Raw genomic sequence first — 20,505 nt, forward strand, 5'->3', positions numbered from 1 at the left:
GAAGGCCCTGACGGACGTCGTCGCTCAGCGTGTGGCGGGGGTGACGCGCCAGAGGCCGTTCAGCATGTCGCTCGCAAACACGCCGGCAGACGACCAATGCACGCCCCAGACGTAGAGTGGCAGGTTGCCGGGGCCCGTGAACGCCGCCCGTTCGCGCCCCATGCGCGTGAGGTCGCAGCGTCCGTCGCTGCTGCGCTGGGCGGCGGTGCATGCCGCGAGGTCGCCCCGCACATCCAGCACCCGCACGCCGGCGTTGTAATAGGCCGCGTAGGCCAGGCCGCTGGCCTCGTCCACCGAAAAGTTGTGCGTGCCGGCGCCTGCCACGTTGTAGAACGCCACCTCGCGCGGGGCGGAGAGATCCTGCAGGTCCACCACGTGCACGTCGCCGCTGCTCGCGGAGCCAATCACACCCGGCCCTTCCTGACCCACCAGGAGCCAGCGGCTCGGGCCGAGCAGCGGGTCATGGAGGCGCCAGACATTGTGCACCTGACCCCCAACCGTCCGAATGCGACTCACGAAGCGCGGGGCCGACACGGACCCGCTCACGGCGCCGATGTCCCAGATGCCCACGCCGTCGTTCCATTCGGCGGTGTAAAGCAGGCCGCCGCGCACGGACACGTCGTGAACAAACGGGGCGCCCATGACCTGCGACCAGACGGTGCGCGGGTTGGCCGGGTCGCTCAGGTCGAGCACCACCAGCCGGGCGGGGAGGCCGTTGGCCGGGTCTACGGCGCAGAAGGCGTAGAGCACCCCATTCACGCGGGCCAGTTCGGCCGTGTGCACGCCGGTGCGCAGCTCGCCGCCCGTGGTGCGCACCAGAAGACGCGGCGATCGACCGTTGGTCAGCGAATACAGCGCGATGCCGCCGTTTGGATTCGGTTCAATGGCCACGAGCATGAGCGTGCCGTCATCGGACACCTGCACGTCGCCGGTCGTGCCCGCGTCGGCCACCAGCACACTGTCCACGAGGCGTGGCTGGGCGCCGCTCACGTCCCAGAACTTGACGGCATTGCCGCGCACACTGCCGCGTGCCCCCCAGGTGGAGGTGTAGGCCGTGTTGCCATGTACCCACACTTCGCTGGTGTAGCGTTCGCCAACCGCGCCCAGTCCCAGCGGTGCCAGCACGGGCGCGCCCGTGGCCGGTGGGGCCGGCGTGTCGGTATTGCCGGGGGGCGTCGGCGGCGCGACCGGACTGCTGCGGTCGCCGCTGCCGGAGCAGGCCAGACCAAACAGGGCGCACAGTCCCGCGACGCCGGCGCGTACCGCCCTGCGCACCGCCCTGCGCACCGGAGGGGATTGCATGCGACGGGAGTCCCCGCGGTTACTGCCGATGGTCATGGATGGGTGCATGGGAGGCAAGATGCGGGTCGGTGCCCGCATCGGCGAGTACACCATAGCGGCCGACTCGTGCGCGCATGCCGCCCAGATGCCATCTGAGACCAGCCGAGAGCGAGAGTTGGGTGGCGCGGCCATAGAACTGCGCCGGGTCGAAGACCGTGGGTTGACGGCGCGCCGCGGCATGCGCCACGCCCACTTCGGCAAAAGGCACCAGCTGGCCGCCACGTGTGCGCCAGGACGGCGCGGCCAGCTGCAGGGTGCCCAGCGTCCAGCGTGTCACACCCACGATCTGAAAGTCGATGTGGCCTGTACTGGTGCGAAAGACGTCGAGCAGGCGTTCCTGCTCGGGACGCTCCGTGCGTTCAGCACGTGCCGACAGCAGCCATGAGCCCAGCGCCATCTGCCCCTCGGCCAGCACCGATTCGTAGCGGAATGCGCGCACGCGGCCAAAGCCCTCGTCCACCCGGGCCACCTCAATGAGACCATAACGCCAGCGTGTGTTGGCGCGCGCATAGCGCAGCGCGCTGCTCCACTGCCGGTGATCAAACGCGCCGCCCTGTGTGATGCCCGGACTGCGCACGAAGGCATGACTGGTTTGCCACTCCCACGCGGCGTTGGGTGACACCACCACCCGTGTGGCACGCGAATCGCCAAGGCGCTGCCACTGCGGCGCCGCAAAGGGTGAGCTGGGCTCGTCTCCGTTGAACCAGCCGTGCTCGATGGATGCCGAGCGCCCGGAGCCCGACCAGCGCAGCGCGCCCAGCACTTGCACCCGCTCGATGATCTGCGCGTGGTGATGGTTGACCGGATACTTCACGAACGGTCGCACCATGGGATCATCACTGCCGTATGGCGTGAAGCCGCGGCCGGCGGACAGCGACGCCTGCCACATGCCCACGCGGCTCGTCCAGCGCGGCGACTGCAGTGACGCCATGGCCTCGTGCACCAGCGTGTGCGGGTGACGACGGTCGACATAGCCTTCGCCGTACATGCCGGCATTGAGCTCCCCGCGGCGCAGCGTGTACCCCTCGGCGTTCAGCATGCCGGTGACGCGTAGCGGCCCGGTGCGCAGCGCCCCCATGAGCATGGGCTGCGTGAGGTAGCCTTCGCGCAATCGACGATTGGCGACTGCGGGATCGGCCTGCGTCACCACGGCAATGGCCATGGCGCCGAGTGAGCCGCGCGATGAATCGGAGGCCTGCGCACTGAGACGACAAACGCCCGGTGGCGCCGCGAGCAGCAGCGCGGCACCACCGAGCGTTTGGACACGCTTCAACGTCATGACGTCAAACGCACGGCGCCACTGGCGCACGTCGTCTGGCGTGGTGTCGTGGGGCGGGATGTTACTTGATGGGCTTGTAGCGGTAGCCGTAGATCTTGTCGCCGGTGGCCTTGAAGACGACCTCCTTGCGCTCACCCTTCTTGATCGCGCCCGACTGCTCGGTGGCGTTGGCCACCACGTTGCCCGCGGCGTCGAGGAACTCCACCGTCACCGCATAGTTGCCGTCGGTGGCCGCCACCTGCTCGAGCGACAGCGTGAGCGTGGACGTCTGGCCGCCACGCGAAAAGCCGGCGACATCCACCTTCACCGGCAGGGCCTCGGCGATGTTGTTGTACTTCACCAGCGAGTCCGTCCAGGCCTTCTTCTCGGCCGGCGTCTTGGCACTCTTGCCCAGACCCTGCGACGCATAGGCGAACATCATCCAGCCGTCGTAGTTGTTGGGGTCGAGTTCCACGAGCTTCTTCGAGGGCGAAAACATCTCCTGGTACTTCTCGCGGCCGTAGTACGTGGCGGCGAGGTTGCGCAGGCCGTCGCGGTTGTACGGATTCTTCTGCACCGCCAGCTCGAAGAGCTTGAGCGCGTCGTCCGTGCGGTTGGCGCGCGTGGCAATGACGCCGGCCATCGTCATGGTGATGTCGGTGGCCTTGTCGGGCGAGGACAGGAGACCCGCATACACCTGCGGGATGCTGGCCGTGTCCTTGGCCAGCGTGAGTGCGTCCGCCCAGCCGTTGTACAGGTTGGCCGCGTCGGGGCTTTCCGGGTTGGCTGCCAGCGTGGCCTTGAAGGCCTCCGCCGCTTCCTTGCCCAGCGTAGCCTGCTCGGCGCCCTGCGCGCCACTGGCCAGCTCGAGCTTGGTCATGGCCGTGTAGTACAGCGAGGTGTTCTTGAGATCGCGGTACGTGGTGTCGGAACCCGCGATGCCAATGACATGCCCCCAGTGCAGCACCGCGCCCTTCTTGTCGCCACGCGTGTTGGCGACGTTGGCCAACACGTAGTGCGGGTAGGGGCTGTCGCCGCTGAGTTTGAGCGAGCGCTTGGCGTAGTAGTCGGCCGAATCCAGCTGTCCGCTGTTGGATGCACTGAGGGCGGCCTGGGTGAGCGCCAACCAGGCTTCGTTCTGGCGCAGGGCCTTCACGTCCTCCGCGCATTCGGGCGAGGCGGCCGTCATGGCCTTGAAGCCCGCATCGAGCCCGTCGATGATGTCGTACGGCTCAGCGGGATTGCTCACGAAGCCCAGGCTGCCGCGCGTGGGCGCAGCCCCCACACCGGGCTCAACGGCCCACATGATGAGGGCCTGGGTGAGGATGTAGTTGTAGCCGGTCGGGTTCTTGGCGAAGCGCTCGGGCTTGGTGTCGAGCTCCTTCAGCACCCCCATGAGCACCTTCTTGCGGTCGTCGGGATTCTGCGCCGACTTGGCCCGCTGGAAGGCCAGCGACTGGATGGCCAGTTCCTTGGGCTGGTTGGGGTCGATGGAGCAGGCCGCCGAAACGCCGCCGGGCTGCGCATTGCCCACAGTGGGCAGCAGCAAGGTGCCGGTAACGGTCGCAGCAGCCATGGCGCGGGCCATGAACGTCAGACGCATGACGTATCCTCGAAGATCGGAAAAGAGCGGGGGAGTCTGGCCAACGCGACCAGGTCTACTTTTTCGGACGCGATGTCCTTTGATTGAAACTACTATGACCGACCGGATTCGCACGCGGTTCCTTGTCATCGGTAGCGGAGTGGCCGGATTGCACGCCGCGTGGCGCGCATCGGCACATGGTTCGGTGACGGTCCTCACCAAACGCACGCTGTTTGATTCCGCCACGGCCTACGCGCAGGGTGGCATTGCCGCCGCCCTCGGGGCCGGGGATTCGCCGGAACTCCACCGGGAGGATACGCTCGCGGCCGGCGCGGCGCTGTGCGACCGGGAGGCCGTGCAGGTGCTGGTGGAGGAAGGGCCGGCCCGTGTCCGTGAACTGCAGGCGGCCGGCGCCCGCTTCGATCTCGATCCGGACGGTGACTTCAAGCTGGGCAAGGAAGCGGCCCACTCGCGTAGCCGCATCGTGCATGCGCAGGGCGACCAGACGGGCGCCGAAGTGGCCCGCGCCCTCGTGGAGAAGGTGCGGGAATCGCCCGACATTACCGTGCACGAAACGGCCCGTGTGCTCGACCTGCTGCTCGTCCCCGACGAGGGGGTGATGCAATGCGCTGGGGTCCGAGTGTCGTTGGCGGGTCGTCCCGTGGAAATCGTTGCCGATGCCACCGTGCTGGCGACGGGCGGCTGTGGCCAGATCTTCCGCTACACCACCAACCCGCAGGTGGCCACGGGCGACGGCTTTGCCATCGCCCACCGGGCGGGCGCACGACTGGCAGATATGGAGTTCGTCCAGTTCCACCCCACGGCCCTCGACACGCCCGAGAACCCGCTGGCCCTGGTGTCCGAGGCGGTGCGCGGCGAAGGGGCCATCCTGCTCAATGCGCGGGGCCAGCGGTTCATGCCCAAGCGCCACCGGTTGGCGGAGTTGGCGCCGCGCGACGTAGTGGCGCGCGAGATCTTCCGCGAACAGCAGGCCACCGGTCGGGTATTTCTGGATGCCACCAAACTGGGAGACGGTTTCCGCAGCCGCTTCCCGGGCATCTATCGGCTTTGCCGGGCCCGCGGCATCGACCCCACCTGCGAGCCCATCCCCGTCACTCCGGCCGCGCACTACATGATGGGCGGTGTGGTCACCGATCTCGCGGGTCGGTCCAGCATCCCGCGTCTCTACGCGGTGGGGGAGGTGGCCCGTACTGGCGTGCATGGCGCCAATCGCCTGGCCTCCAACTCCCTGCTCGAGGGGTTGGTGTTTGCCGAGCGGGTGGCGCGTGACATGATCGACACCCCGCAGGGCCTGGCCGAGCCGGGTCGGGAGGCATGGGAGGTGCCGCCGCTGGATGACCGGGGCGCCGCACAGGTGGCGGCGGACGAAATCCGGCAGGTCATGTGGGACCATGCCAGCATCGCCCGCACGGCGGCTGGTCTGCGGCGCTGTCTCGTCGCACTCGAACAGATCGGTGAGCGTCTCGCACCGGGGGCCACCGAGGAACGCAACCTCCACACCACGGCCACACTGGTGGCTGAGGCCGCCCTGCAGCGCAAGGAGTCGCGTGGAGGGCACTTCCGGAGCGATTTTCCCAAAGCCCGCCGCAAGTGGCAGGGCCGCCACATCACCTGGTAGGTCCAAACCTGGTAGGACTGGGGGCTGACGCGCCCGTGCCATCCGGCCGGCGCCGGGTCCCCCGCTTCCCGTCGTCATGACCATTCTCGAAGCTCACTACGATCCCGCGCTGGCCGAGGAAATCCGGCTGCTTGCCCGCAGCAAGAACGCGGTCATCCTGGCGCACAACTACGAGCGCCCGGAAATCCAGGACGTGGCCGACTACGTCGGTGACTCGCTGGGGCTCTCGCGTGAAGCGGCCCGCACCGATGCCGACATCATCGTGTTCTGCGGCGTGCACTTCATGGCGGAAACCGCGGCCATTCTGTCTCCGCAGAAAACCGTGCTCCTGCCCGATCTGGCCGCGGGCTGCTCGCTGGCCAGCACCATCAACGCCGAGCAACTGCGCGCATGGAAGGCTGAGCATCCCGGCGCCGTGGTGGTGTCCTATGTGAACACCACGGCCGAAGTGAAGGCCGAGAGCGACTACTGCTGCACCTCGGGCAACGCGGTAGAGGTCATCAACGCCATACCGCGCGAGAAGGAGATTCTCTTCCTGCCCGACATGTTCCTCGGCGCCCATGTGCGTCGCGAAACGGGACGCGACAACATCCATGTGTGGATGGGCGAGTGTCACGTGCACGCGGGCATCGACCCCGAGCACATCTCGCGTACGCGCGCGCAGCATCCGGGTGCGGAGTTCCTCATCCACCCCGAGTGCGGCTGTGCGACACCCGTGGTGGAGGCAATCAGTGCCGGGGCAGTGGACAAGGCGAACGTGCACATCCTCTCGACCGAGGGCATGATCAAGCGTCCGCAGCAGACGGAGCAGGACACGTTCATCGTGGCCACGGAAATCGGCATTCTGCATCGTCTGCGCCGCGAGAATCCCACCAAGCACTTCATTGCGGCCAACGACCGCGCGCAGTGCACATACATGAAGGTCACCACGCTCGAGAAGGTGCGGGATGCCCTCGTGTACAAGCAGCACCAGATCACCGTGCCCGACGACGTGGCCGCACGGGCACGCACGGCCATCGAGCGCATGGTGGCCATCGGTGGTTCCGGCCCCAGTCCCTTCGGTCCCGAGGATCCCGGCGAATGAACGCCTTCCACCCGCCTCTGCGCCCCACGCCGCCACACGCATTCCCCGCCGTGTCGCCGCAAACCATCACCCCGCTTGGTTCCTCGGCCTACAAGCCGTCGGCGCTGGGCTTTCCGCTCAGTGCGGACGACGTGACGGCGCAGGTTCGGGTGGCACTGCTGGAAGATCAGGCGTTCAACGACGTGTCCACCCTGGCCACCGTGGTCAGCGACCGCCATGTGCGCGCCGCCATCGTCACACGTCGTGACGGCGTGGTGAGCGGCATCGCCATGGCGGTCGAGGCATTCCGGCAGCTCGATCCGCACATCAGCATTCGCGTGGACGCGGATGACGGCACGCGGGTCCGCGCGGGAACGCCGGTGTTGTTTCTCTCGGGCCACGCGCGCGGCATTCTGTCGGCGGAGCGCACGGCGCTCAACTATCTGCAACACCTCTCGGGTATCGCGTCGCTCACCTGGCGCTACGTGCAGGCCATTGAGGGCACGCGGGCGCAGATTCTCGACACACGCAAGACCACGCCCGGCTGGCGGCTGCTCGAAAAATTTGCCGTGCGCTGCGGCGGTGGGGCCAACCACCGGCTCGATTTGCGCAGCGGGGTCCTCATCAAGGACAACCACCTCGCGGCCATCGGCGGCGACATCGCCATGGCGGTGTCGCGTGCGCGGCAGTTGGCCGTGCCCGGCACGCCGGTGCAGGTGGAGTGCGACACGCTCGATCAGGTGGACGCTGCCGTGGCGGCGGGTGCCGATTGGGTGTTGCTGGACAACATGACGCCAGATCGACTGCGCGATGCCGTGCAGCGCTGTGCCGGTCGTTGCGTAACCGAAGCATCGGGTGGTGTCACGCTGGACACCGTGCGCGCCATCGCACAAACCGGCGTGGATCGCATTTCCATTGGCGCGCTCACCCACTCGGCGCCTGCACTCGATCTCGGTCTCGACTTCGACGGTCTCTGAACTCCCCATTCCGTGGGTCGCGTGTCGGCGGCCCGAGGAAGTGTGCCATGCCTGTTCGTCTGCCACCGCTCACCGATCCCGCGTCCGTCGTGCTGTTTGAAGGCATGGTGGATTACGCGGGGCTCTATCCGCCGGCCGCGCTCGACATGCGGCCGGCTGTGCGCAACTTCGCCCACTACCGCGCCAGTGGCAGTGGCTGGATGCTCGGCCGCTTTGTCTGCCCGGCCGATCGCCTCGCGCAGTTCTCCGATATCGCCGATCCGCTGCTCCCCCGCGATGCCGGCGCCATTCCCTGGCGACTCAGCGTCACGTCCAGCGGCGATGTCTCGGCCGATCTCACCGCGATTGCCACCTTCAACGAGCGCCATCGTGTGTGCTTCGATGAATGTGGCGCCAAGGTCGATGTGTACGAGGCGCGCGTGAGCACGGTGGCGGACATCGAGCGTCTCGCCGACGCGGTGCCGCGTGACATCACGCTCTATCTCGAAGTACCGGTCAATGAGGCGCTGGACTCGCTGATTGCGGCGGTCGCGCGCGCCGGTCGTCGGGCCAAGATCCGCACGGGTGGTGTGACCACCGAGGCCTTCCCCACGGCGCAGCAGGTGGTGCGCTTCCTCGCCAGTTGTCTGGCGCATGACGTGCCGGCCAAGGCCACCGCCGGTTTGCATCATCCGCTGCGCGGCGTGTACCGGCTGACCTACGACGTGGACGCCAGCACGGGTCTCATGTTCGGCTTCCTCAATGTGCTGCTGGCTGGCGTGCTCCTCGGAGGCGGCGGCTCGGAGGCCGAGGCGGTGGCGCTGCTGGAAGAATCGCAGGCCAGTGCGTTTGACATCAGCGAGGCCCAGATTGTGTGGCATGGTCCGGAAGGCGACCGGCTCTTCGGCAAGCACGCACTGCAGCAGGTGCGTGAGCGCCTTGTCAACAGCGTTGGCTCCTGCTCGTTTACCGAACCGGTGGATGAGTCCCGTGCGCTTGGCTGGCTTCCGTGACTCCGTGCATTCCCGCAATCACTGATCGACCGACTTCCTCCGCGCCCAAGGCATGATGTCAACGTCGTGGGTGGCCTCCGCCAATGGCCATCCGGATTTTCCGCTGCAGAACCTGCCGTTTGGTGTGTTTCGCCGCAGTGGCAGCAAGGAGGCCCCGCGAGTCGGCGTGGCCATCGGAGACAGCATTCTCGACGTGCCGGCCTGTCTGGCGGCGGGGCTGTTGAGTGACGCCACCGACGACGCGCAGCGTGGCGCGCGCGCCTGTGCGGCGCCGTCGCTCAACGCGCTCATGGCCATGGGCGGTGGCGTACGCCGCGCACTGAGAGAGGCGCTCATGGCGCTGCTCTCGCGCGATGTGCCCGAGCACAAGCGCCTGGTGGAGCAGCACGCCCTGGTGTTGCAGGCCGAGGCCGAGCTGTTTCTCCCGGTGCAGGTGGGCGACTACACCGACTTCTATGCGTCGGTGCATCACGCCACCAACGTGGGCAGCATGTTCCGTCCCGACAATCCGCTGCTGCCCAACTACAAGTGGGTGCCCATCGGGTATCACGGGCGCGCATCAAGCATCGTGCTCTCGGGCACGCCCATCGCGCGCCCGGAGGGACAGCGTAAGGGTCCCGACGATGCCGCGCCAAGCTTTGGTCCGTCGCGCAGTCTCGACTACGAGCTCGAACTGGGGGCATTTGTCGGCACCGGCAACGCGCTCGGCACCAGCATTCCGCTCGCGCAGGTGGACGAGCACCTCTGGGGCCTGTGCCTGCTCAACGACTGGTCGGCGCGCGACGTGCAGAGCTGGGAGTATCAACCACTCGGTCCGTTTCTCGCCAAGAACTTCGCCAGCAGCATCAGCCCCTGGGTGGTCACGCTCGAGGCCCTCGAGCCGTTCCGAGCGCCGCTCGCCCCGCGCGCCGAAGGGGACCCGGCACCGCTGCCCTACCTGCACGATGTCGGCGATCAGGCGCACGGCGGATTCGCACTCACGGTCGAGGTCTGGCTGCAGACGGCCCGCATGGCTGCCGACGGCGAGGCGCCGGTGCGCGTTTCGCAGGGCAGTAGCCTGGATCTCTATTGGAGCTTCGGGCAGATGCTCGCGCATCACGCCAGCAACGGCTGCAACATGCGGCCGGGCGACCTGCTGGGCAGTGGCACCATTTCCGGTGCCGCGCGCGAGAGCCGCGGCTGCCTGCTGGAGCTCACTTGGCGGGGCGCCGAGCCGCTGACGCTCCCCAACGGCGAGCAGCGACGCTTCCTCGAGGACGGCGATACGCTCAGCCTCACCGCCTACGCCGAACGTGACGGGGCCACCCGCATCGGATTCGGCTGGTGCCACGGCACCATTGTGGCCGCCGCCAGCCAGCCGCCGAGCATGCGATAGTGCGGCGGAACGTGCGCCCGCCCCGAGCCGTTGAACCGGGATGATGTCAGATCTCGAGTTCGCGCGGGCGCAGATGGCCATGTCGTTGGCCTTCCACATCGTGTTTGCGGTGGTGGGTATCGGCATGCCCGCGCTCATGGTCATAGCCGAGTGGCGCTGGCTGCGTACGCGCGATGCCATGTACCTCGAACTCGCCAAACGCTGGGCCAAGGGCACGGCCATTCTCTTTGCGGTCGGCGCCGTGTCTGGCACCGTACTGAGCTTCGAGCTTGGGCTGCTCTGGCCCACGTTCATGGAGCATGCAGGGGCGGTCATCGGCATGCCGTTCTCGCTCGAAGGCTTTGCGTTTTTCACCGAAGCCATCTTCCTCGGCATCTACCTCTACGCCTGGCAGCGCATTCCGCCCAAGGCGCATTGGTGGGCGGGAGTTGTGGTGGCCGTCAGCGGCGCGCTGAGTGGCGCCTTTGTGATCTGCGCCAATGCATGGATGAACGCCCCTGAAGGCTTTGCCATGGTGAACGGTGTCGTCACGAACGTGGACCCCATCGATGCCATGTTCAACGCTGCGGCGCCCTCACAGGTGTTGCACATGACGCTCGCCGCGTATGCAGCCTGCGGCTTCGCAGCGTCGGGTGTGCACGCCTATGCGTTGTATCGTGGCACACCACATCGCGCATTTCATCGCGCGGCGCTGCAGATCGCCCTCATCATGGGCCTGCCGGCCGCGGTGCTGCAGCCGCTCTCCGGTGACATCTCGGCGCGCAGCGTGGCCGAACGCCAGCCTGTGAAGTTCGCGGCCATGGAAGGACACCTGCGCACCGGCCCCGCCGATTTTGTCATTGGCGGCTGGCCTGACGAAGCCACGCTCACGCATCGTGGCGCCATTGAGGTCCCAGGGGCGCTGTCGTTCATGACGACGGGCTCCACGAAAACGGTCATTCCGGGTGTGGACCAGGTGCCCGCTGAAGACCGTCCACCGCTGGCCATCGTGCACACGGCCTTTCAAATCATGATCGGCTGCGGCATGCTCATGATGGCGCTCGCCGCCTGGGGGGCGTGGCGCACCTGGCGTCGTAGGCGCGGACAGGGCACGGCGCTGCCTGACGATCGTGCATTCCTGTTGGCGGTCATTCTTGCCTCGCCGCTCGGTTTTGTGGCGGTGGAAGCCGGATGGACCGTCACCGAGGTGGGACGGCAACCGTGGATCGTGCATGGCATTCTGCGCACCGCCGATGCTGTGACGCCCATGCCCGGGCTTGGCGTGACCTTCGCCTTGTTCACGGCGCTCTACTTCGGACTGGCCATTGCGGTGGTGTTCCTGCTGCGCCGCCAGATTCTCAAGACCGGCATTCGTCACCTGCCGATCGGGCTCACCGGCGAGATGCCAATTCCATGAGTGACGCCGCCGCGACGCTCACCTGGACCTTGCCGCATGCGGTGGCGGGCACGATGGTGCTCTCGCTCAATGCATACGTGCTGCTGGCCGGTGCGGACTTTGGCGGCGGCGTGTGGGACCTCATGGCCCGTGGACGCAATCGCGACGCACAGCGCGCGCTCATCGCGCACGCCATCGGCCCCATCTGGGAAGCCAACCATGTCTGGCTGGTGTTGGTGGTGGTGCTGCTCTTCACCTGCTTCCCCTCGGCCTTTGCGCATCTGGCCACGGTGCTGCACATCCCCATCACGCTCATGCTGGTGGGCATCGTGCTGCGCGGGTCGGCGTTCACGTTTCGCACCTACGACAGCACGCGCGACGCGGTGCAGCGCCGCTGGGGACTGATCTTCTCCATCTCCAGTGTGCTCACGCCGGTGTTGCTCGGCGTGTGTCTTGGGGCGGTGGCCGCCGGACGTGTGCCCATGATGTCGCCGGCTGATGCCGCAGCGCTGGAGTTCGGCGCGCGGTTTGTCGACCCCTGGGCCCGCTCGTGGTTTGCCTGGGCCGTCGGCGGGCTTACCCTGGCGCTGTTCGCTGGCTTGGCGGCCACCTATCTCACGGTAGAAACGGTGGACACAGAGCTGCAGGATGTGTTTCGTCGTCGTGCCCTGCAATCGCAGGGCGCCGTGATGCTCACCGCCCTTGGCACGCTCTGGCTTGCCCGCGACGCGTCACCGATGCTGTTTGGTGCGCTCACGCAGGGGGCGGGCGTGCCGGTATTGCATGCGTTGACGGCGCTGGCCACTGCGGTCACCTGCTGGGCTCTTGCCCGCCGTCATTTTCGCGTGGCCCGCCTGGCCATGGTGGGCCAGGCCAGCTGCCTCGTGTGGGGATGGGCCTGGTCGCAGTTCCCGTGGCTGCTGCCGCCCGACCGTTCCATCACGTCCCTCGCCGCGCCGCGCATCACCCTGTCGCTCACGCTGGGCGCCCTGTCGGTGGGCACGCTCATTCTGCTGCCGAGCTTTGTCTACCTGTTCCGGGTGTTCAAGAGCCCGGGCGCCGGCTTTCTGCCGGATGACGAGGCGGTCACGGTTCCGGAGGATCGCGCCGGACCCTAGTTTCTGCAAATGCGTCCTGACCTCATTCGCGTCGTCCTCGTGGACGACCACCAGATTGTGCGCGCCGGCCTCAAGGCCGTGCTGGCCACCGCCAAAGACATCACCGTGGTGGGCGAAGGCAGCAACGGCAAGGATGCGCTGGTGCTGGCCGAGCGGCTCAATCCGCACGTGATTGTCATGGACCTGTCCATGCCCGACATGGACGGCCTCACCGCCACGCGCGAATTGCAGAAGGCCAACGCCGGACGCACGGTGGCGCCCGACGAGGAGGTCACGCGGCGCGTGCTGGTACTCACCATGCACACTGAAGACGAGCATCTGGTGGCGCTGCTCGAAGCCGGTGCCGGTGGTTATCTGCTCAAGTCGGTGGCCGACCGCGAATTGGTGGACGCCGTGCGCACCGTGGCGGCGGGTGACGTGTATGTGCAGCCCACCGCGGCGCGTGCGCTGGCTCGCGGACTGGCCAAGCGTGACGGCAGCGCCGAAGAGCGTACGCGCTTCGAGAAGCTCACCGATCGTGAGCAGGTGGTGCTCAAGATGGTGGCCGAGGGCTACACGGCGCCGGAGATTGGTGAGCATCTCACCATCTCGCCCAAGACGGTCGACACATACAAGCAGCGCATTGGCGAGAAGCTGGGCCTCACGCATCGCACCGACTACGTGAAATTCGCGCTCAAGCTGGGGCTGCTGAAGAACGAAGGCTGAGCGGCCCGGTCAGAGCGGCGCCGTCAGAGGCCGACGTGCCGCTCCTGCTCCTGTCGTGTGAGACTGAATCCCGCCAGCGGCGGCACCGGCACGTCGAGCAGTGCGTCGCCACTGCGATAACCGCCTTCCGTGCGCACGCGGGTGGCAATCTGTCGACGCAACGCGTCGATCTTTTCGCCTGATTCGCTGGACAGCTCCTCGCGCGCCGCGCGAAAGCGCCGCCCCGACTGCAGACAGAAGAGATCCGTCAGCGCGATCTCGCGCACGCAGGCATCCACGCCGCGCTCTTCGATGAGGCGCTGGGTGCGCGCCAGTGTCACGCAGCGCGCGTAGAGTTCGGTGGCCATATCGGCGAGCCGCTCCACCACCAGCTGACGTTGCAGAATTTCCTTCTTGTGTGTGGTGATGGCTTCCTGCGTGGCCTTGGCCAGTTCGGCCGTGTGTCGCTCCACGTAGTCGGCGTGGGTGCGCAGCGTGGCGTGCATGGGCGCGGCCAGACGGTCACGCTTGCCGAACGCCGAAGCCACACGACCCGCCGCATAGCCTGACACGAGTACCCAGTTCTGGATGGGATTGCGCAGTGCGCCGGCAATTTCCTTGAGGTCTTCGGCCGGACCCTGAATGCCGTTGAGTCCCACGAACAACTTGAGGATGTCGTTGGCCCCCTCGAAAATGCGATTGATGCGCGCGTCACGCAGCCAGCGTTCGTAGGGCCAGGGCTTCACGAAACCACGTCCGCCCGCGAGCTGCACCATGTCATCACTCGTGCGCCAGACCAGCTCGCTGGCAAACACCTTGGCGCACGCGGCCTCGAGCGCCACATCCACGTCGCCACTGTCGATGGCCGCAGCCAGCGCACCCACCATGGAGTCGGCGGCGTAGGCATCGGCGGCCATGGACGCCATCTTGCGCTGCGTAATCTCGAAGCTGGCCAGTGGTCCGCCAAACTGCGTGCGCGCCTCGGCGTAGCGCGTGTACTCGTCGAGAATGCGCTTGCTGCCCTGCGTGCAACCGGCCGCCAGCGAGAGCCGTCCGGCGTTCAGGGCATTCACGGCCACACGAAAGCCCTTGCCGACCTCTCCCAGCACGTGGTCATCGGGAACAAAGAGATTCTCGTACACAAGCTCAGCCTGTGTCGAGCCGCGAATGCCGAGCTTGCGCACCGTGCCGTCCACACGAAATCCCGGCATGTCGGGCCGGATGATGAAGGCCGTGGGCCGAAGCACGGTCTGGCCATCGCGCTCAATGGGCGTTTGCGCAAACGTGGCAATGACTCCCGCCCGTTGCCCGTTGCCAATCCAGTGCTTGCGGCCGTTGAGCACCCAGCCTGTGCCATCGGCGCTTCGCTCGGCGCGGGTGACGATGTTCTGCGCGTCGGAACCCGTTTCAGGTTCGGTGAGCGCGTAGGCCGCCAACGTTTCGCCCCGCGCGAGGCCGGGCAGATAACGCGACTTCTGCGCGTCGTTGCCGGCAATCACCACGGCCTTGCTGCCCAGGCCGCAGTGTACGCCAATGAGCACGCCCAGTGAGGCATCTACCGAGGCCACCGCGCCGAACACGCGCGCGTACGCACTGGCCGAGAGTCCCAATCCGCCGTACTCGGTGGGAATGGTGAGGGCCAACAGTCCTTCGCGCGCAAAGGCCTGGATGACGGCTTCGTCGATGAACTCCTGCTCGTCGAAGCGCCGGGAATCGATGAGCCCCGTGCGCACCATCTCGTTGAGCGCGGCCACGAGACGCCGCACCGTGTCCGCCTCGGCCGGATTGCGCACCGCCAGTGAGGCCGGATACGGAAACAGCAGCGACTCATTGATGTCGCCGGTGAACAGATCGCGCAGGAAGGACGGGGCGGGCGTGCTCATCGAGACTCCGGTGGGAAAAACAAACGGGGTGCCCGATGAATCGGACACCCCGTGCAAGTTAGCAGCCGTACCGCGGCCCGGAATTGCGGCGCGGAATTGCGGCGCGATGCCGCGTGCTCAGTGTTCCGGAGGCGGTGCGCCCCCGCCACCACCACCCGTACCGGGTGGGGTGCGCACGGTGATGACCACGCGGCTGGCCTTGCCCTGATTGCGGTTGTTGGCGTCCACCGCCTGCAGCGTGAACGTGGCGGTGCCCAAGGAGAGGCCAGCGACCGACACGGAGGTGGACTGCTGGTTGGGCTGTCCCACCGCCACACCCGGGAAGTTGCTGGTCACCAGCACATTGCGGTTGCGCAACACGTTGCCCTGCGCGTCGCGCAACTCGATGGCAAAGGCGCTTTGGGCGCCCAGATTCACCGTGAAGCTGTCCACGGCCACGATGGTGTCCACCGGAATTTGCGTGATGATCAGGTTGGCCTGACCCACACGCTGCTCCACTTCGGCAAACACCGTGACCGCGCCCGCGGCCAGCGCGGTCACGCGGCCCGTCTGCGTGATGGACGCGCGGGTCGGGTCGCTGACCAGCCACTCGATGGTGCGGTCGGTGACTTCGGTGCCGGTGGAATCGGTGACACGCGCCTGGAACTGCGCGGTCTGGCCTTCCACGATGGTGGTCTGCAATGGCGAGAGCGTCACCGACTGCACGGGCACGCGGGTGACGGTGAAGGTCAGCGTGTCGGCTACACCTTCCGACGTGGCTATGAGACGTGCCGTGCCGAGCGCAATCGGCGTCACGATGCCCGTCTGGTTGAGCGAGATGGTCGTGGGCGTGTTCGTGCTCCATACCACGACGCGTCCCTGCGGAATCTGCGTGTTGGTCGAATCAAGCAGGATGGCGCCGAACGCACGCGGAATGCCCAGTCGCAAGTTGCTCACACGCGGCTGAATGGTCACCCGGTCAATTCTTGGATCGACTGCCTCCACCGTGGCGCGGCAGTCGATGGCCGGGAACTCCACCGGCGAAGCCTTGATCTGAGCGGTCCCCGCACGACGCGTGGTCACCAAGCCGGTCGTCGAGACGGTGGCTACGACTTCGTTGTCGCTCGTCCAAACGATCGGTCGCCCCTGAGTGGGAATGACGTTGGGTACAGCTGCGGTGTCGCGCAGTGTGATCGTGAAGGACGCATTCTGGCCGGTGGTCACCTTGGCCGAAGTCGGCGTGAGCGAGCAGCTACCAATGGGTACCGGCGTCACCTGAATGGCGGCCTGACCCACGGTCTGATCGGTTTCCGCGGTGATAACCACATTGCCAGGCGTCAGCGCGATCACGAAACCCGTCTGATCCACCGACGCAATCGAGGTGTTGCTTGAGCTCCAGCGGAACGTGCGGCCGGTGATGATGACGTTCTGGTTGTTGCGCGCCGTCGCGGTGAGCTGGCGCGTATTGCCCGTGCGTAGCGTGAGCGTGTTGGGTGTGACCGTCACCGTCGTGGCCTGCTCCGGCGTCACGGTGACCTGCACGGACGCGCTCTTGCCGTCAGCGACGGCCGAGATGGACGCCGAACCGACGGCGATGGCCAGCACCTGGCCCGCGTCCGTGACGGTGGCCACGGCCGTGTTGCTCGAGGAATAGTTGATGCGCTTGTTGCGAATCGTGTTGCCGTCGCAGTTGAACGCCGTGCCCACAATGGGCGCCGACCCGTTCACCGGCAGGGTGAGGCTGATGGGCGCAACCGTGACCGAGCAGGCCTCGGGCGGCTTGAGGTCGAGGCAGCCTGCGCTGAAAACCAGCGCGGCGCACAGGAGGGAGGTGCCAATCCGGCGTGACGACGTCGACACAATGCCTGGCGTGACCCGCATGCAGGTCCGTCCTTGAGAACAAGAGTGAAAAACCGGCCCGATGAGCATCGGGTCCGAACGAAAGGCTCCGCATGAGGACGCCCGGCCGACAACGGTCGTAACCGGACGACACTGTCACAGCACGGGCACCCCACCCAGACAAGCTGGGCGCCGCCACGGGCCGGAGCAAGCACCCGCCGTCATACCCGCGAAATGCCTGCGGCGTGCCGCCGTGACACACGGCCACATGAGGCCGTTGTGTACCCGCCTATCTTTGGGACACATGACCACCGGTCTTCCCCATTCCGAGCCCACGGCGCAGGCGGTCTGGCGCCGAACTGTGGGTTGGATTCTTGGCGCCGCCCTGCTGCGCGGCCTGCTCTCGGCCCTCGTCCCGCTGCTGCCCGACGAGACCTATTACTGGGACTGGTCGCGCCGCCTCGAGGCGGGCTACTTCGACCATCCGCCGGGTATCGCGCTGCTCATTGCGCTGGGCACCAAAGTGCTGGGCCCCACGGCGGCCGGCGTGCGGCTGGGGCCGGCGCTGGCGGCGCTCATCACGCATGTCGCCGCTGCTGCAGCCGCCTGGCTGCTTGGCGGGCGCGAATTGTCGGGTGCCCGCGCGGCGCTGCGGGCGGCGCAGCTCATTGCGCTCATGCCCATCGCGACAGCGGGCCTTGTGCTGGCCACGCCCGACGCAGCGCTCTTTGCCACAGCCACGGTGGCCGTGCTGGCCGTGGAGCGTGCGCTCGCCAATCCCCTGCGTTCGCTGCGCAGCCTGGCATGGTGGACGCTGGCCGGCGTCGCGCTGGGCGGCGCTTTTGTGGCCAAGTACACGGCCGTGCTGCTGCCCTTCGGCCTTGTCGTCGCTTGTCTGCTTCATCCCGCACTGCGTCGACGCTTTCTCGACCTCGGGCCGTGGTGGGCCAGTCTGATTGCGCTCGGATTGTTTGCGCCGGTCGTGGTGTGGAATGCCTTCAACGACTGGGTGTCGTTCCGCTTCCAGCTGGGCCACGGCTTCAACGCGGCGGCGCGTGGCAATCCGCTCTCGCGCGAACTCGAAATGCTTGGCGCACAGGCCGGGCTGGCCTCACCCATTCTCTTTGGACTGCTGGCGCTGGTGCTCTGGCAGGCGCTGCGCGATGGGTGGCGCAATCGCCACGCTCTGGCGCCCACCGACCTGGCCACACGCCGCTTCGCCCTGGCGGTCGTGTCGCTCACGCCGCTCGCCTTCTTTGCCGTGAGTGCCTGGCGACGACCCGTGGAAGCCAATTGGCCAGCCATGATCTATCCCGCCGGCATTCTGCTGCTGGCCACCTCGCGCGATGCGCGGGTGCTGGGTGTCTGGTGGAAGCGCGGCCTCGTGTTTGCCGGCGTGCTGGTGACGGTGGTCGCGCTGCAGGTGGCGACACCCGTCTTGCCGGTGCCGCCGCGCCGCGACCCGATTGCGCGTGCCTTTGGCTGGGACTCGCTCGCCGCCGCGGTCGATCGCGCGCGTCACGATCCCTGGCTCGAGGGCACGGTGGATCGTTGGGTCGCCGCCAACACGTATCAGGACGCGTCGGAACTCGCGTTTCACTTGCCCGATCATCCGCGCGTGTTCTCGCTCAACATGGCCACGCGCACCAATCAGTACGATGTCTGGCCCAACGCCTGGGGACGCGTGCGTCCGGGCGACGGCGTGGTGCTGGCCATTGAGGCCACGCCCAAGGGCGACTCGTTGGCCGCGGTGGTGGGCCAGTGGTTCGACGAGACCAAACCCGGCGGCAACGTGTCGCTGCGCCGAAAGGACGGCGAAGTGACAACACGACGCCTCTGGTTGTATCGCATCGCACGCACGTTCCCGCGCGAAAAGCCCTGAGCACGCCGACGGACGCTCCGCGCTTCGCACACCCATTCGCCACTCCCCCTTCCGCTCATGACCACCATCCCCGCTGATCTCGCTGCGTGGTGCGACGCCAACGACGCGCGCGCTCTCGATGAACTCTGTGCCTGGCTGCGCATGCCGTCGGTGTCCGCGCGCAGCGAACACGCGGCGGACTGTGAAGCGGCGGCCGAATTTCTGGCCGAGGATCTCGCACGCCTTGGCTTCGTCACCGTGGTGGAAGGGACGCCCGGTCATCCCATTGTGGTGGGTGAGTGGCGCAAGGCGGGCCCCAAGGCACCCACGCTGCTCATCTACGGGCACTACGACGTGCAGCCGGCGGAGCCGCTGGAGCTCTGGACCTCGCCCGCGTTCGAGCCCACCGTGCGCGACGGCAAGCTGTTCGCGCGCGGCTCGGTCGACGACAAGGGCCAGCTGCATCTGCACATCAAGGCGCTTGAAGCGCATATCGCGACACGCGGCGCGTTACCATGCAACATCATCGTGCTGGCGGAAGGCGAGGAGGAAGTCGGCAGCGTGAACCTCGAGGCCTTCCTCGAGCGCGAGAAGACGCGTCTGGCCTGCGATGCGGTGGTGATCTCTGACAGCACCATGTTCGCGCCGGGTATCCCGAGCATTCTCTCCAGTCTGCGCGGCATGGCCTATCTGCAGATTGACGTACGCGGCGCGCAGGGCGACCTGCACAGCGGCATGTATGGCGGCGCGGTGGTGAATCCGGCCATGGCGCTCGCGCGCATCCTGGCCACCATGCACGACGACACGGGACGCATCGCGATTCCGGGTTTCTACGACGATGTGCGGGCGTTCCCCGACCACGTGCGCGCGGCCATGCGTGAGCTGCCCTTCAGCGACGAGGCCCTCATGCACGAGGTGGGCGTATCGGCACTTGGTGGTGAGCCGGGCTACACCACGCTCGAACGCCTGTGGACCCGTCCCACCTGTGAAGTGAACGGTCTGCTGAGTGGCTACACCGGCGAAGGCGCCAAGACCGTGCTGCCTGCCGTCAGCATGGCCAAGGTGAGTTTCCGTCTGGTACCCGACCAGGATCCCGAACGCATCGCGGCGCTGGTGCAGGCACACGTGGAACGCGTGGCGCCGCCCGGCGTGTCGGTAACCGTGACGCACCTGCATGGCGGCCGGCCGTGGCGCGCCGACCTGCAGGGGCCCATCATCGACGCCGGCAAGGCCGCACTCGCCGCAGCTTTTGGTCGCGAGCCGGTCATCACGGGCGAAGGCGGCAGCATTCCCGTGGTGGGCGACTTCGAACGCATACTGGGCGCCCCCGTGCTGCTCATGGGCTTTGGCTTGCCGGGCGAGAACGCCCACGCGCCAGACGAGTGGATCAGCGTCGAGAACTATGCGCTCGGCATGCGCGCCGCGGCCACCTTGTACGACGAGTTTGCGAAGCGCGCGGCGCAGTCCTGAATCATTGCTGTCGACCGAACGATTCAGCGGTCGGCAGAGGAAGTAAACAGCTCACGCAGAGGCGCAGAG

15 protein-coding genes are annotated in these 20,505 nt (G+C 67.1%); 10 read left to right on the forward strand and 5 right to left on the reverse strand.

Annotated elements, in window-relative coordinates:
- Positions 1–24: 24 nt before the first annotated feature.
- From B2747_RS15235 to B2747_RS15245, 3 genes are all read right to left on the reverse strand, one after another.
- Positions 25–1,338, reverse strand: coding sequence for an LVIVD repeat-containing protein (locus B2747_RS15235; protein WP_291162789.1), 1,314 nt, complete (start codon positions 1,336–1,338; stop codon positions 25–27).
- Positions 1,322–2,620, reverse strand: coding sequence for a hypothetical protein (locus B2747_RS15240; RefSeq protein ID WP_291162792.1), 1,299 nt, complete (start codon positions 2,618–2,620; stop codon positions 1,322–1,324). The genes B2747_RS15235 and B2747_RS15240 overlap by 17 nt, the downstream gene beginning before the upstream one ends.
- A 61-nt stretch (positions 2,621–2,681) precedes the next feature.
- Entirely contained in the window at positions 2,682–4,202 is a 1,521-nt protein-coding gene (locus tag B2747_RS15245; protein WP_291162795.1) for a hypothetical protein, read from the reverse strand.
- Between the two features lie 94 nt (positions 4,203–4,296).
- On the opposite strand from B2747_RS15245, the gene B2747_RS15250 reads away from it, so the two are divergent.
- The 8 genes from B2747_RS15250 to B2747_RS15285 all read left to right on the forward strand — a co-directional run bounded on the left by B2747_RS15250 (position 4,297) and on the right by B2747_RS15285 (position 13,425).
- Positions 4,297–5,820, forward strand: a complete 1,524-nt coding sequence (locus tag B2747_RS15250; RefSeq protein ID WP_291162797.1) for an L-aspartate oxidase — start codon at positions 4,297–4,299, stop codon at positions 5,818–5,820.
- A 76-nt stretch (positions 5,821–5,896) separates the two neighbouring features.
- Positions 5,897–6,904: a quinolinate synthase NadA gene (gene nadA, locus B2747_RS15255; protein ID WP_291162798.1), complete on the forward strand. Its 1,008-nt coding sequence runs from the start codon at positions 5,897–5,899 to the stop codon at positions 6,902–6,904.
- Complete coding sequence (gene nadC / locus B2747_RS15260) at positions 6,901–7,860, forward strand: carboxylating nicotinate-nucleotide diphosphorylase (RefSeq protein ID WP_291162799.1); 960 nt, start codon at positions 6,901–6,903, stop codon at positions 7,858–7,860. The genes nadA and nadC overlap by 4 nt, the downstream gene beginning before the upstream one ends.
- A 47-nt stretch (positions 7,861–7,907) precedes the next feature.
- Positions 7,908–8,852: a hypothetical protein gene (locus B2747_RS15265; protein WP_291162800.1), complete on the forward strand. Its 945-nt coding sequence runs from the start codon at positions 7,908–7,910 to the stop codon at positions 8,850–8,852.
- Between the two features lie 52 nt (positions 8,853–8,904).
- Positions 8,905–10,227, forward strand: coding sequence for a fumarylacetoacetase (gene fahA / locus B2747_RS15270; RefSeq protein WP_291162801.1), 1,323 nt, complete (start codon positions 8,905–8,907; stop codon positions 10,225–10,227).
- Positions 10,228–10,267: 40 nt separating this feature from the next.
- Positions 10,268–11,623, forward strand: coding sequence for a cytochrome ubiquinol oxidase subunit I (locus tag B2747_RS15275; protein ID WP_291162802.1), 1,356 nt, complete (start codon positions 10,268–10,270; stop codon positions 11,621–11,623).
- A complete protein-coding gene (locus tag B2747_RS15280; RefSeq protein ID WP_291162803.1) occupies positions 11,620–12,720 on the forward strand; it encodes a cytochrome d ubiquinol oxidase subunit II in 1,101 nt (366 codons plus the stop codon). Before B2747_RS15275 ends, B2747_RS15280 begins: the two co-directional genes overlap by 4 nt.
- A gap of 9 nt (positions 12,721–12,729) precedes the next feature.
- Entirely contained in the window at positions 12,730–13,425 is a 696-nt protein-coding gene (locus B2747_RS15285) for a response regulator transcription factor (protein ID WP_291162805.1), read from the forward strand.
- Positions 13,426–13,448: 23 nt separating this feature from the next.
- Here the strand turns inward: B2747_RS15285 and B2747_RS15290 are convergent, their stop codons facing one another.
- Both B2747_RS15290 and B2747_RS15295 read right to left on the reverse strand, forming a co-directional pair.
- Complete coding sequence (locus tag B2747_RS15290) at positions 13,449–15,287, reverse strand: acyl-CoA dehydrogenase family protein (RefSeq protein ID WP_291162808.1); 1,839 nt, start codon at positions 15,285–15,287, stop codon at positions 13,449–13,451.
- A 117-nt stretch (positions 15,288–15,404) separates the two neighbouring features.
- The gene (locus tag B2747_RS15295) at positions 15,405–17,147 is read right to left on the reverse strand and encodes an Ig-like domain-containing protein (protein WP_291162810.1); all 1,743 of its coding nucleotides are present in this window, start codon (positions 17,145–17,147) and stop codon (positions 15,405–15,407) included.
- Positions 17,148–17,409: 262 nt separating this feature from the next.
- Here B2747_RS15295 and B2747_RS15300 point away from each other — a divergent pair, with 262 nt between their 5' ends.
- Positions 17,410–18,987, forward strand: a complete 1,578-nt coding sequence (locus B2747_RS15300) for a glycosyltransferase family 39 protein (protein ID WP_291162812.1) — start codon at positions 17,410–17,412, stop codon at positions 18,985–18,987.
- A gap of 57 nt (positions 18,988–19,044) precedes the next feature.
- Positions 19,045–20,436: a dipeptidase gene (locus B2747_RS15305; protein WP_291162814.1), complete on the forward strand. Its 1,392-nt coding sequence runs from the start codon at positions 19,045–19,047 to the stop codon at positions 20,434–20,436.
- The last annotated feature ends 69 nt before the right edge of the window (positions 20,437–20,505 follow it).

The organism is Gemmatimonas sp. UBA7669, from assembly GCF_002483225.1.
Lineage (GTDB): Bacteria > Gemmatimonadota > Gemmatimonadetes > Gemmatimonadales > Gemmatimonadaceae > Gemmatimonas.